Annotated in this window: 1 protein-coding gene (running past one end of the window); it reads right to left on the reverse strand. The window is 39.3% G+C overall.

Features of this window, described 5'->3' with window-relative positions:
- Positions 1 to 15976, reverse strand: partial view of a tandem-95 repeat protein gene (locus ACHEVO_RS01650; protein WP_394123665.1) — the start only. Its footprint begins 22478 nt before the window's first position; 15976 of the gene's 38454 nt are visible here — the first part of the coding sequence; its start codon is at positions 15974 to 15976; the stop codon falls past the left edge of the window.
- Positions 15977 to 16355: the final 379 nt, after the last annotated feature.

Below are 16355 nucleotides of genomic sequence, written 5' to 3' on the forward strand. Positions count from 1 at the left end.
TGAAGTTGTTCGCTTCTCCGGGCGCAAATACCAGTCCATCGCCGGTATAACGAATACTGCCTTCGTACACTTCATTGTAAGCATCAGGACGAACAATCACTCGCCAATTACTGTCTTTTACAGGTGGCATCGTGATTTTTACCAAATCACCTTTAGCGTTTTTATAACTTTTTAAGGTAGCTGTATAGCTTTCTTTAGCGGTTAGACCATTCGTATGGTATACATGACCCAATAAAATATCATCTTTATCCCAAGCATTATCAGAGGACAGATAAATAGCATCCGCCCAGCTTCCATAGGCTCGATTATCAGACTGATTTTCTACTGAGTAAGTCACCTCAATCTCGTCACCAACTGCTACTGACGCCGGTACTGTCGTATCAGTCACTACTAAATCTGACGCATCAGGAATGGTAATTAATATAGGCTGTAACGCCGCACTATCATTATTGCCTTCGTTGTCAAACTCAACGACACGACCTGTATCAGCTACATTATGGCCTGCATCAGTTAATACAAAGACGTAATAAGCCCCATCATAGTCTATCGGCGCTTTAAGACTTAGACTGGCATCATAAGTACTATCTTTATCTAGACCACCCTTGTGACTGACGTAACCTAAATAAGTATCTTTTTGCGTGTCTAAGAAACGGTCTTTGGAGAGATAAATACGATCATTCCAACCATACTGATTGTCAGGTACAGCGCCGCCTTTATTGATAACTTGATAATCTACTGAGAACTGCTGGCCTGCAATAACATTGGTTGGTGTGGCGACAGAGGTAACTTGCAAATCTGGTGGTGCAACAAAAGTAATCGGTAGATCAATGGCGGTAACATTATTACCCTCATCGCCGAACTCCTGAACAAAGCCCGTATTTCGGCTGCCATCGATAGTTTGTAGTCCTTGTCTAATGCTGCTCGTTGCATCTCCACCTTTATAAAACTCAGTATCAGCCTTTACAATTAACTTAAAATCGCCACCGATATTGGTCGGTAGTCTAAAGGTTGCTGAATTGGTATAACGCTCACCAGGCTTCAAATACCAGATATTACCATCGGCATCTCTATTGACGACTGAAGTTATTTTGGTTCGCGTATCTGTTTCAATTTTTTCGCCTCTATCGACTAGTGGGTGGTCAGATTTATCAAGATCATCGTCATTGGATAAATAAATACCATCTAACCAAAAGCCACTGCGAGTCTCTCGTGTACCTTGATTAATTACGGTCCATTTAACAGTGATTTCCTCACCAGCTTTAGGATTAGGCTTCGATACCTCTATCTTTTCTATAGCGAGATCAGGTTCACGATATTCAATATTAAGTGTGGCACGCTTAATGTTGTTATTATTTAGATCACCTTCAAATACTGATCCTGTTGTCGCATCTGGGTTATATTTCTTACCACCATATAATGAAAGTGCTTCTATGTTTGTGCTACCCATTGGTTTTTCTATTTGAGCACTTACTGCCGATGTCCTATACCCTATTCTGCCATCAGTGATAACGAATATATAATATTCACCATCAGCACCTACCGGTAGTGATGCTTTTACGTTAGCAGTATAACTTGCCCCATTCTTGAGACCAGCCATGTTTTTATGAGTATAAGTGGTTAAAACCTCATATTCACCCTGTATCATCTCAGGGTATTTACTGATAACCACAATATCTTGCCAATCTTTACTATCACTCCAAACATCAGCGCCATGGTTGGTAACTGTCCAAGATATATCAGTAAGCTCACCTGAAAAATTATCGGGTTGAGTGATAATTTTAGTGACTTGTAAATCTGAAGGCTGACTATTGACCTCAGTATCTGTCAATAGCTCGTTATTCGCTTTCGTAAGTTCTTGAATTGAATCTTTATAGCTTGCAGACGTATTGGTTCTCACAATAAGATACTTAGCATCTATTGATGGTGCCAATGTCACTGTTTGTGAGTTGGTATACTTCTCTAGATTACCCAGCCCTCGGCTTTGCTTATAGCTACCCAGTAACCACTTTTCTTTAGCAGTAGTTAAGTCTGTGCTATCGGATAACCATACCTCATCGACCCAATTGTTAATTTGGTCAGCCATTTTTTCTTCGAACGCATCGGCAATATTTTGTACCGTATAGTTAAAGCTAAACTCACTACCTGCCTTGACCTGTTGATCAGCGGTCACTTCTATGACCTTTAGGTCAGGAGGCGTATATCCTAATACGTCTATTTTTCTAGACGAATAGTTATTGTTATCCAGCTCCGCTGGGTCATTTGGGTTGACGTTTGAGGCTAATGTATCTTCTAAAATAACATCGTACGTATCACTCCATACGGTGATATACCAAGTACCTGATAGAGTGCCCTCAGGGATAGTCGCACGAATATCACCTAAATAATCTTCACCAACTTTCAGATTACCTGTATGAATAACTTTACCCAGTAAAATATCGCCACGGACAGAACGCGGGCGTGTTGGGTCTTTTGTTAGCCAAACTGTGTCTGTCCAACTATCTGTTTTAGCCTCTATTCCTTGCGTGGGCGCAGAGCCTTTATTACTAACTTTATAGCGCACATCAATCGTTGAACCGTGTGCAACTTGATCTGGGGCGACTACTTCTTCGGTCACCAAGTCAGAAAAAGGTACCGCATTGACATGTAGCTTTTTAACAAGATGATTATTAACTTCATTAGGATACTCATCTAGTTTGTAAGTATCATCAGCAACTACAATGACATAAACATCACCGCGATAATGAATGGGTATATCAATATCTGTTGATGCAGAAGTATAGCTTTCTGTTGGTGCCAATGCAGACGGGTTACTGATACGACCGATCAAAGTATCGTCAGCACTTAATTTACCGTCCAATGATAAATAAACCGCATCTTGCCATTGCTTATTGGTCGATTTTGAACCTAAGTTACTTACGGTAAATTTAACAGCAGTTCTAGTACCTGCTGTTACCTCTTCTGGAACCACAGCATCTGTAACGCGTAAATCAGGGCGAGCGTATAAGCTTACCGCTAAAGCATCCTCTGACACTTTTTTATTATTTTGACTAAAGTCACCATGCTCGTAGATACTGTTATTTTTATTGGTAACAACCTCTAACCGCCAAACCCCTTGCATTTTTTGCGGTAGTCTAATTTGTTCCTGACGAGTATATGTTTTTCCAATTTCTAAGGGCTCTACATAGTTATATTGACCTAGTGATATGATGTTGGTTTCATCTGATGTAGATATAAGCCTTACTTCGTCTACCCATTGTCCTTGTGCAATAGCATTGCCTTGGTTTTTTACTTGCCATGACAGCTCAATTAAATCACCCTCTTTCGCTTCTGCAGGAAGAGAGATATTGCTAACAACCAAATCCGCTGACGGTGACAAGCTAATTGGTATGGAGACGGATGTAGTATTGTTCTTATAATGAGTAAACTCGAATACACCACCAGTCTTAATATGTAATGTATAGTCACCCTCTAACCCATTAGGAAGGACAACCTGAATCGTACTATTATATGTGTCACCAGCACTCAAGACGCCCAAGTGACTTAGGTATCCTAGATTCCATATTTTGCCACTACCATCAGGGTTCTCAGAAAGCCATACCTTATCTGTCCACTGATTTTTATCAGTGATACCAATTCCTTGATTACTCACTTGCCAAGAGACATCAATGGTATTGCCGCTGGTTGCAGTACTAGGTATCGACACTGAATCAACCACTAAATCAGCATATTTAGTCGGCATGACATCTACAGCATCACTGCTCATCATGACATTGTTATTGTCTAAATCATTTTCCCAAACTGAACCAGCACTATCAGTTTGTACAAATATACGCCCATGACGCGTAAAGTCAGGACCAAACTGATAGCTGATACTGTCGCTATAACTTTCACCAACTGCTAACTCACCATGGTGCTCTTTAGTGGCTAAGATAATATCATCACTATCACCTAGTACATCATTGGCAGAATAGATGATACTGTCTGTCCAGCTTAACGTTTTACCACTACCAATACCTTGGTTGGTTACAGTCCAATCCACTTGGATGGTTGCAGGAGCAGCAATAGTCTGCTTTGGCGCTTGTACCGAAGTGACCGCAAGATCAGCATAATCATTTATGGCAATTTGTTGTAACTTTTGCGCGCTATTATTACCCTCACTACCATTTTCGGTGTTACGGTTAGTCGCATCGGTTACAACGATGAAGTACCATGAGCCTTCTAAACTGACAGGAATGTCGTAATTGATACTACTAAGGACTTTATCACCAGCTGCAATCGAGCTGTGAATGGTTTCTTTTAATAAAATATCGTCACGATCAATACTATCGTTTTTTGACAGATAAATACGGTCAACGACATTTTCTGCTATAGCTTCACCTGCATTGACTGTCTCCCAATCTATCTGGATAGGCTCCCCACCTTGAAGTTTACCTATCGTACTAATTTGACCTACAGTCAAGTCTGGTGACACGACACTCATGGTAGTGGTTGCGGTATTGTCATTCTCTTCTGACTCTACAATATAACCAGAATAATCAACTTCTAATCTAACCGTCCAGTCACCATTTACTAGTTGCGGAACTCTAATTGAAGCAGTCTTTGCGGTAGTGCTATTGGGCATCAAAACGATTGCGTCTAGCGGTAATGTGATAGTAGCGGTTTGACTTGGATCATTGGTATTGGTAAATACCATTCTATGGTAAGTGTTGGCATTGATAATATCTGTGCCAGTGTTTGACAGATCGAAGGTAACTTCAATTGGTTGCCCAACTTGCACCTTGTCATCGATTGATAAATTATTAACGGTTAAGTTTGGTATTGGCTCTTCACCAACGAATATAGCACCTGTAGAGATCGCTATATTATTCCCTGTCTTATTCGGCTCGTAGGTATTACCAGAGGCGTCTGTTTTGATGATAACGTAGTAATCACCCAGTAAATTTTTGGGCACTTGAATCTTCATAGAGGATTCATAAGTTGCATCAATAGCTAAGGTGCCCGTATGAGATTTGGAGGCAATCTTTATCGCATCTCCATTGAGGACTGCTGTTTTAGAGAGGTAAATGTCATCAACCCAGTAGTTAGCACTGGTTGAAATCGTGCCCTGATTTAGCACACTCCATGATATCTCCAAATCGCGCCCAGCCTTCGCCGCTTCTGGGAGAGAAACAATTGAAGGTATTAAATCTACATACGTTTGTAAGATATCAAAATCTGCAGAATTTTTCTGATTGTTGCTAACAGTCTCGGGCTCTAGCTGACTTTGGTTGACATCTGTTATTACAATAAGGTGATACTGCCCTGCAAGGTTACGAGGTATATCAATTGACTGCTGAACAGTATAGGACTCACCTATTTTTAGTGGCTCAGTTCTGGCTACTTGCGCTAGTACCGTACCATACTGCGCATTACTTCCATTTTTTATCAGAACAACCCGATCCACCCAGCCATTGCCTTGAGTATCTGACTCTCCATTATTTGTAACAGTCCAACTGACTTGGGCAGCATAACCAGACTTGACGGAACTGGGGGTTGTGACGGTAGACACAGATAAATCAGCATATTTTTTCTCAGATACAGACAAGTCTTTGCTTAAGGTATTGTTGTCTTCCCCACTACTATCTGAGTTAACTTCGAATATCAGTCCGTATCCTGACAAATTGGAATCTGCTGTGACTGATAATACAAAGTCACCACTACCTTTGAGTCCTTCAGGTAATTTAAAGCTGTACTGACGTTGTCTACTCTCATTAGGTAGCAAATTTTCGCTATCATCAAAGGACACCGACGTATCTAGTATCTTTTCTCCTACCGACCCATCTGCATTCTTTTTATAAAGTGTTACTCTATCCTGATAGCTAATAGGAACTGGCATATTTCCTTGGTTGGTTTCAGACCAACCCAAGGTCACCGTGTCACCTGCCTGCAACTCATCATTGTCAATGACTAGGTCACCAATCACAATATCTGGCCCTGCCGACACCACAATTTGAGAGGTATTATCTGCTTTATTAACTGATTGGTCGCCTTCTTCTATTTGTAGATAGGCATCTGTCATAACACTAATGGCAAACTGACCGAGACCATCAATACCTGCAGGCCATATGAAGCTCGCTTGACTATTTTGCACCTCACCTGGTGCAATGAGGGCATCGCTAACGACAACATCGACGGTCGCCACCACTTTATTGGTGGTGGTATTGACAATACTTAGTTTTTCTATCCAGTTTCCTAAAGCAGGCACTGTACCGGTATTTCTAGTACCCCAATTCACTGTGATGGTCTGGCCAGACTGCCAACTATCAGCAGGTGTTAATTGAATGTCGGTCACTACTAAATTGGGGTACTCAGCCAATTTCGACTCAAAGGTAGCCTTGATGATATTATTTTCTTCATCACTGCCAGTTTCAGCTTGCGTGTTGGTCATATCGGTCTCGACAATGACTTCAAACTGACCTGTGCCTGCTGCGCCCTCTGGCAATCGGATCTTCGTTTGACGTTGTCTAGACTCGGTAGCAAGAATAGATCCTTGCGTAACCTCATCGTAAGTCACTAGCTTTTGCGCAATGATATTACCCGTTGCAATTTCTTTAATGATAATACGCTCGGCGAAGTTACCTAGCGTAGGCTTAGTGCCTTGGTTTGTGGTTGTCCAGCCAATCAGGACATCACTACTAGAAGTGATGTCACTATTTGGTATTGCTGAAGACACTTGCACATTATCTACTACAAGATCCATCTCACGTGATATTGTTTCCAGCTCAATAGGTCTTGGTTGATAAGTATCGTTGACGAACGTAATAAAGCGATAGGGCAAGTCGATATTCTTATTACCATATTGCTCAATGACGACGGTGTAGTCACCATCAACAGTCGCTACAAACTCATTATCACCTAACGTTTGAACTGACTGATGACGGCCATAAGGATCAATCACACTAATGCGTGCGTTGTAGTTATAAGTCCAACCCTCATGATGATAGCCATATTGTCGTTCGAGAAGATTCTGGAAGTCCATATAGATGCGCTGCCCAGCTTCAACATTCAGTTTGAACTGCTCAGCACTACCGTCTTTATTGAGGCGACCTTGTACCAGTTGACCTGACTCAAGCGTCTGTGACGGCTCTAAATGTAGTAGTTTAAATTTATAATCCTGATTAGATTCATAGTCTGTCTTGACAATCAGTTTATAGTCGCCTTTTACTACAAGATAGCTCTCGCTACGTTCATATACCTGACGATTTGATATAGCATCTTGACCAGTATGAATATCTACCAGTCGCCAATTAACGTTACTATTTGAGTCGATCCCATCAAAATATATACGGCTTGCATCTGTAATGGTTAGCTGATATTCATGCTGCTGAATAGCAGGGGTTAGCTTGCCCGAAACAACCTGATTAAGCTCAACATCGTTATTTACAGGCGGTTGGACTTTATCTATTTGAAAGTCGACCCAACTACCACCATTGGTATAACTACGACTATCAAAGATCAGATAATAATGCCCATCAGACATGATTTTCGCAGGATAAGAGTCTTCATATCCTCTCCCTGATAGGATTTGTTGACCTTGTTCGTTATATAAGGTCCAATCTCCTCTTGCATAGGAACTCGTCGAGTTATTGCCTAGCGTATTGAAATAAATCTCGTCTCCTACTGCTGCATCAAACACGAAGCTGACTACTTCATTATTAGGTCGTGATGATACACGATTGGCTTCAGCCAAATTGATAGCACTAGCTTGAGCATCAAGATTTTTCCATTCAAAATTTGTAGAAGATTCTGATGATCTTTGCCATAGTGTCAGCTGATAAGACCCTTTAGTCATATACACAGGCGTATCGTAATCAGTGATGATTAATTTACCCGTATCATCAGTAATCAATACTCGCTGATAACTATTGTTGTAAGTTATTGAATCATTAGATAAGTTATCTAAATACCATAAACCATCATTATCCACATCCAGACTGAACGTTTTAACTTCACTTTGCTTAATACTACCTTGCCAGTTATTGATTGGCGTTTCATAAGCAGCAGTCGTAAAACCAGATACTGGATTGTTTACTTGTATTGAAGCCTGACGTTCAATCGTTAACTTCACAGAACCTGTAGAGCCCGAGTCCACACTACCATCATCTACAATTTGAGGGTTGTAATTACGGTTAGAATAACCGCTAACGCCTAGATAGTAGACACCTGTAGTTGTAATTTTATAATTAATACTGTTGGTAGTTGACGTTATCTTCTTACCACTTTCATCGAATAAATTTATCCATTCACTAAAGCTACTATCAGTATTTATATATAGCGTTTCACCGGCCGCAGCCATAAAGCGATACATATCGACATCTTTCTTCGCTTGTTCACCATCTCCAATGACAGAAATAAATTGCCTGCTCTCGTGCGGCGTAGTCACTACCTCAGTAGCTGTTACTAGCGTGTCGCCAGCATCCTTTTCTGCACTACTAGTTGATTGGCGATTGAACACTAACTCAATTGTATCATCGCTATTCAAGTCTGACCCTACTGATACTTTTAGGTAATAAACTCCATTAGCTATTGCAAGATGGGTCAGACCACCTTCTGTCGCACTAGCAATGATAGTGTCCTCTTTATCTACTATGCCAAATTCAGCTTGTGCTGATGCAGCAGCAATAGAGACGACATCATCTGCCGCTAACATAAAACGGTAATACGTCGGGCTTTCTATGGTAGATGATCGTGTTAACTTATAAGGTTGGTTAGATTTTAGTGGTACATCAATGGCAGACTCCAAAGTACTACCTTGAGCAGATAAAATGTCTGAGAGTGTGTTGGTAGCAGCAGTAAAGCTATAGCGATGTTCACCATTAACATTACTAGATATCTTAAGTACGTAATCGCCTTGCTTTAAAAAAGTGATGTCACTATTAATACCGTTAAGACTATTCTTCGTACGTATTTCACTACCGTTTGGATTTAAGAGGTGCAATGTGATGTTGGTATTGGAGGAAGTAATATCTGATAGGTTCAAATAGCCATCTTCAGTCATATGGAATGAATAGCTGTCTTGATCCTGCGAAGTATTGAACGCTCCGTTAGTTAGTGTATCGAGCTGAAGCGCTTTGCTCTGGCGCAGTACGTGATTTTTATTGACCGTAAACGTTACTGGTGTATCAGTAGGTGCATAGAACTTATTAACGATAAGATAGGCGTCGCCTGATATACTTGGGGTAAAGGTTTGCGTCTGATAATCGTAAGCATCAGAGGCTAACATTCTTCCTTGCTCATCAACAATTTTATAACGTAGCTGATTGCTGGAAATACCACCCAAATTCACTTGATATTGTTGCCCAGCTTGTACGTCTAATTTGTATATAGCCTCACGTTCGTTGGCTGCAATTTCTCCTGTCAAGCTGTCATTATTAATAGTCAGACTCTTTGCCTGATCAGCAACATCAATAATCTCAAACTCATAGTTCGGCGTGGTCATATCTGATGCAGTGACTTCTACAACATACTGGCCAGGTTGCAAGTAATAATGATTGATATATCTGCTATCTAAGTTAATCCAGCTACTTTCAACATCACCATAAGGGCCAAGCAAACGCGCAGAATAACTTCCTGAAAGCGCATTAATAGCAATATTTTTTGCAGTATCTACGTTAATGACATAACGATGTACATCACCACCTTGCTGTATTTTCCCAACGATCTTTTCATTGGTTGATAGCGTCGTCTCAATGGTATCGTATTCACGTACGAAGAGACTGCGATTGCTTAGTCGATCATAACTAGATGAGCTTGCATAAGAGATGACATAGTATTCGGTGGTTTTGGGTAATACTGCTTTAACCGTGTCGCTGCTTGTATTGACTAGAGTGTTGCCATCACTATCTACTACCAATAGTGAATTACTATACCCTAAATCCTCAAAAATGACGGTTTGACCTTGTTTGCCTTGGAATTTCTTAATAATCGGCGTACGGTAGTTGATGTTAGCTGCAGTAGACTTTTGATTGAAAGTCAACTCATCAAGATCGGCAGTGTTGGCGAGCGTAAAACCATAAGCGTAATCCTTATAGTAATCTCTTGTCTTACTAACTTGTATGGTATAGCTACCAGCTTCTAATATGCGAGTAGCATTACTGGAAAAATCGACGATTTGGCCGCGACTATCCAATAGTCTAATATCTGTATAGCTTTGCTGATACTTAGAGAATATATATTGACCCGACTCAGCAAGAGTAAACCTATGGTTAACAACATTTGCAGCAATAAAGTCTTTAGCTTCAAAAGCGGTTCCAATTTCATAAGCTACAGTTGAGATCTCACCTTTGCTGAGAGTAATATCTGTGGCTGTACTATAGCTGTATTCCGTATCTATTTCTAAATAATACTCACCAGTGTGCCTGGCAGTAAACAATATGGATTTCTGTTCAGAATAATAAGGTCGAAAAGTGTTAGTAGAAACAGTGTCGTTATTAAACCGTAAGGTCGTTCTGACATCATCATAGTAGTTAAAACTACCATTGAAAGTGATCTGATAGCGCTCTCCTGCGACCAAGTCCATCTTGATAGTCTTTGGCTTAGAAGCATCGTCAAAAACAATACTCAAAGGTTCTGCATCAGCTTCTGTCAGCTGACCTGCCACAATGGGACTAATCAAGTCAGCAGTGAAAGAAAGGGCTGTTGGTATAGCATAGTCTCTCTCTGCAGAGACACGTAACTGGTAACGACCTGACTCTAAACGAATAGTCTGCTTGTCATAATCATTAAATGTACGAATATGATTGCCATAGATATCATACAGTTCAATATCTAGTTCTGAGTTTGGTGTAATGACCAAACGGGTGCTATCAATTTCGCTTATTTCAAAACTGTAGTAATATGTCTGATTGTTACTGTTTAAACCAAGGAACTCAGATGATTTTTCTGTGCCTAATACCAAAGGTTGAAGCACACTTCTAGGTTTTTGAGCGATTTCAAAATTTAGTGATGTTGCTGCATTTGTATTATTACTGTACGCGATATAATATTCACCGCTATAAGGTGCTTTGAGTGAATAATATGCAGCTTGTTGAGCATTGATGCTGGTTACATAGTCACCATGATTGTTATAAACTATGAATGTACTGTTATAACTTGCGTCCTCAAATAGATGCAGGTAATTGTCCTTCTCACTATCCAATACTACTTTAAGCAATAAGCTATCTTGCTCTTTTGTTAGATTGGCTGCGAAAGGTACATCTATAGCAAGCTGGCTAGCTGAGCGGCCATCAATTATCTCGAACACTGCTGGCTCTCCAGCACTATAGCTAAACGCTAGCTTGTAGTTACCTGCGGGCAACCATAAGCTTCGATTGAAATCATATAAGTTCCCACTGTATAACTCTTCACCACGCTCTCCTAATAACGTCACACGCTGGTTGTAGCCGCCTTCGTCTATGGTAATCATGACAAAGTCAGCTTGTGACAGAGTAAAGCTATATTCCTTGGTAGGTGCAGTCCATTGGGCTTGCTCGTTGACCACCACCATGGTAGGTTGTACAGCGTGTACAGACGTATCTGGTTTTATTTCAAAGGTAGCTTGTGCTGGTGAGGCATTTTCAGTATCAATTTTAATATATAGCTTAGTTGGTAGTCTTTCTAACACAAAGAGATCATCAGCGGCTACTTCATGTAACCACACACGTCCACTTTGATCGTAAACAGTAATGTTAAAACCAGTGTCGTCTTGAGCATTTAAACTGAAATTTATAGGCAAGTTACTGGTGTTATCATATACGAACCATTGTGCAGCTTGACTTTCAGACAATACAATGTCTTGTGGCTCATTGTTTACAATAGGTGTTGCTAGTGTATCTACTGACACAGCTACAAACTGCAATGTAGCTGCACTTTGGTTATCGATGATTAAAGTGTATTGCCCTTTTTGTAAATACACGGCTTCAGAATATTGCTTATTGTCTTCAAATTCAGATTCTACCTCAACAATCTGAGGGAGAATTTGTGGTACTTCATCAGTTGATGTTTCCCATGTTTCTAAATAGATAGGCCCCTCAATAGGTCCTCTAACGGGGCCACCATTAAACATAGGGTAGCTAGATAATACTAAAGACCCATCTTCACTACCACCCTGAAAAAGATCAAACTCGAAACCAGTCTCCGCTAACAAATCAATCTGCCAAAATCCATCATCTTCAATAGTGAAACTCAGCTTACTAAACTGCTCAGCTTGCATATCAATAGAATGTGCATTACCCGTATTTTCGATATCTAGCGTGCCTAGATCATAGCTCTTTTGCGGATAGGCGATGATCTCCAATGTTAAAGGCAAAACAGCGTTTGTAGAAGACTCGTTTTGAGAAGGGACTTCATTCAGCTCAGAAGTACTCTCTAAAACCACACCTTCTGGAAATGCCTCAACGAACCTATCACCATCTATATTTTTTTGCAAAGATAAGGTGTATGTACCTGCTTCAGTGAGAAAAACATCACCAAAAGTATTGAATCGGGAATTGTCATATACCAATTGTGCATTTTGATCATATATTTGATAGGTGTAACCATCTGCACCTTCAAGCTCATTGAGTGTGACTGCTTGATCTTGAGTAACCTCAAAGGTATATAGCCCTATATTCTGACTATCAGGGATGGTTAGGTTATTAGTTTCACCAACTGCTAAAGCCTCAGCATCTGCCGAACTTAGGAAACGAACGGTGTTTGTGTTTGCCAATTCAGAATAACTATAGTAGTCTAGAAGTAATGAATACTCTTGATTGGCAAAGACAAACCTAGGATCAGTCCAACTCTTAAGTTCTTGCGGCAACATACTTGGAGACTCATTCACCCCCCAACCTTCAAACAGGACAAATAAGTTACTATTTGATTCTCTATCGTTACTCACTGAATCAATGAACAACAAGCCTTGTTGCTCTGGGTTAAATCTAGCAACTACTGGTTGATTGCTTTCTAAAACTAAGTCTTCTGTAAGATCAATCTCGTTTAGATTTTTTGAATTTTCAGGAAAGAAGTGCTCAATATTTAAGACAGCATTATCCCAATCTTTTATACTCTCTTCTGACTTAATGTAAAAATAACCATTAGCGTTACTCAGTCTTATATTTTGCGTACCATCAGTTATCACATTGTCCGGCCAAGTCGTTGCCTCACGTGAAACATCCTCGAAATAATATTCGTATACCCCTATTGGCGCGTCCGTAGCTTTAAAAAAATAGTAGTCTTTAGAAACATCAATACTTATAGACTCATCAACAAGGACATCACTAGCAAGGATCTCATTTAAAAATGTTAGGCTAAAACCATCAAGGATTAAGTCATTATCTGAAGGTAATACGCTATCACTTTCAATGCTGCTCACAGCATATACTTCAAACTCATTACCGGGTCTTTGTGAAGGTACTGTATATTCTATTTCGTTTATAACAATACTATATTCACCTGGCACAAGATCTATAATCTTGCCATCGACGCCTGTATAGATAACTTGACCATCTTTAATCAGCATCCATTCCCTATCTAGGCTTGAACTCATATCTATGACCCAATGAGCCTGACTATCAACTGAGAAATCTATTTTTGCAGAATCACCATAAGAGCTAAAAGCATGAGATATTTGTGTTGGCTCAGATATCTCTAATATGCCAATTGAGACATCATGTATCAGTGGAGGTAATGTAGATATAGGTAACGTCTGGATAGTAAAATCGAAGTTTTGAACGCTACTATCAACATCAAACTCTAGGTAGTAGACTCCTTTTGGTGCACTGTCAGCTAAAGCCAATGTGTCTGTTGCAAAATCAGATTCATTATAAATATACTCATTGAACACTTCACCTGTAGGTCCAAAGAGAGTGACTCTAGAGCCATTGTTGTTAAAAAGATTGGTGTCAAGGATGATTGATCCAGCTTCTTTTAACTCAAATTGGTATTTGCTCTGGAGATTATTAAAATCCACATCACTGAAGCTAACCGTTTGCTCATTATTAATCTCAATAGGCGTTGCTAGTATAGAGTCAGCACCTAGTGTCACCTTGTTCAGAATCATATCAGCTTTAGTACTGATAATATCATCCACGTTCACTCGTTCAACAATAAGGTATAAAGGACCTCGGGCCTGATTTGAGTCAAAAGACAGTTTGCTGTATAAAGCCTCTTCCTCACTGAAATAATCGTAACTAATTAGTTTTTCTTGACCAAAAGCATCAATAACAGTGAACCTAAATGACTCAGCAACGTAATCCTGAATATCAAGATTGAACTGATCATATGGTGTAGATGAGATAGAATATGACTTGCTTTCTCCCTGTTGAATACTATTTATGTCTATAATATCATTCGGTTTTAAGGTAGTAGTTACTGCTGCTTCCAAGGTTTGGATGAAAACCTTAGCATTTACTGTATCATTTGATAGGCTAGTGTTATCAACGATCAATTGATAATCATCCGGCTTTAGGTAATGTATTTGGCTAAGTTTATTACTGAAATCCTCAAAATTTATACTTTCGAACACAGTCCCAGCTATTGCACCTTTCAAGCTAAATCTTAGCGCACTACTGCCTTCTGTTACGTAAGTAGTAAGAGCAACAGGATTTTCTACTGCAAAGCGATATTTAAGCTGCTCTCCTGCATTGGTAAGTTCTGGGTTTAAGTTGAAGCCCTCTCCAATAAAAACACCTAAGTCATTGATGGTAGACTTTTTCTGAGAAATATTAATTTCTTGGTTTGTGGTTATTTCTGAATTGCTATCAATCCATACATAATAGTCACCCTCTATTAAATCAATATCAGCTGAAGTACCTGTGAGTTCCCCTTTAAGTACTAAGTGATAGTTAGTATCCAAAACAAGATAGCTATAATCTATGACATTTGAGGTCGCAGCATCAACACTTAGCACTACTTTTTTACTTTCATTCGCTGTGAAAGCAAATACTTGAGCTTTGAGTGAGTCTTCAGGCGTATACGATATAGTGAGAGGAACGTCTTGTCCTGCGGTCAAAACATCCAACGCTCTGATATTAAAATCTATGGCACCAGAAAACCTATCTTTATTTGTTATTTTTAGCTTGTAGCGCCCTTCATCTAGCATGTCAAAATATTGCGTGGAAGAACTTAATACTTGTGTGTTATTGAAAGTATCAATGATTATCCAGTCAACGCTATTTTCGTCAAATGTGTTTAAGAAATCTATACCAACTAACTGCTTAGAATTCACAGAAAAATCGTATTCATGTACTGAGCCTGGAATAACAGTTAGGCTGTTTTTTTCATTAACTTTTATGGAAGAAACATCTTCAGTATGCTGATGAAGTGTAAAATTATATGTTGCACTTTCTATAGAAGTTCTGCTTTCAACTGATAACCAATAATTGCCATTTCTTACGACTGCTATGCCTGAAACATCATTAATCAATGAAGACCCTGAAACAATTTTATTGCCTTGATCATCAAATAAAGACCATATCCCTTGATCCAGTTCAGTATTTGATTGGAAGTACAAACTATCGCCTTTCGTGACAGGAATACGATATAGCTGTGCTTGAGTAGAAGATGTCAGCTCTCCCGAAATAGGTACGTTTGTTTCTAATAATAGAGCAGATTCTTCTCCAAGGATTCTAAACTTGTAATCAGAAACTTGACTGCTATTTGCATCAACAGTCAACTCGTACTTGCCAACACTCAATTCTGCAAACTTATCTTTGTTAGTATTTATGTCTTTAGATGTAAAAGAATGGTTATTATCTAAGTTATTTAGGGACCAGTTAACATTGTCGCCTGAACTTCCATCAAATAGGAAACGACTGGTTTCAGTTATTACTAGTTCATATACGTCTCTCTCCCCTGGCTGTTCAATACTTCCTTCAATCTCATGAATACCAGGCATTAAATCCGCTGATAAAAGTATCTTAGGTTCTAATTGTTCAATCTGCCAAAGGTTTGTTTTATAGTTGTTTGAATGAGAAGACATATGATCGACCTATATTTATAATTGTTACAGTAATGTATTATATTAGAAACTTAATGTAAGACTATACTTTAATTCAAAGAACTTTTGTACAACAAGACCAGTTTTTCCACGAAATTTGTTGACTTAGGCGGTCAAAATGTAGAGTTACTAAGGTCAACTCTATGTGCATAATGTCAAGATCTGGAGATTAATCTCAAACTGAGGAATGATCTGATAAGCAGAATCTTTAGATAAGATTGCTAATAACATAAAAAAAAACACAAAAGGAATCAGCCCTTTGTGCTTATATATCTCTAAAAAACTCATCTAACAATATTAATTTATAGTCCTAAATACCAAACTACCAAACGATTTTTAGTATCAAACTCACCACCTCGAA

Origin of the sequence: Psychrobacter nivimaris (genome assembly GCF_043419765.1) — a bacterium.
Classification (GTDB): Bacteria; Pseudomonadota; Gammaproteobacteria; order Pseudomonadales; family Moraxellaceae; genus Psychrobacter.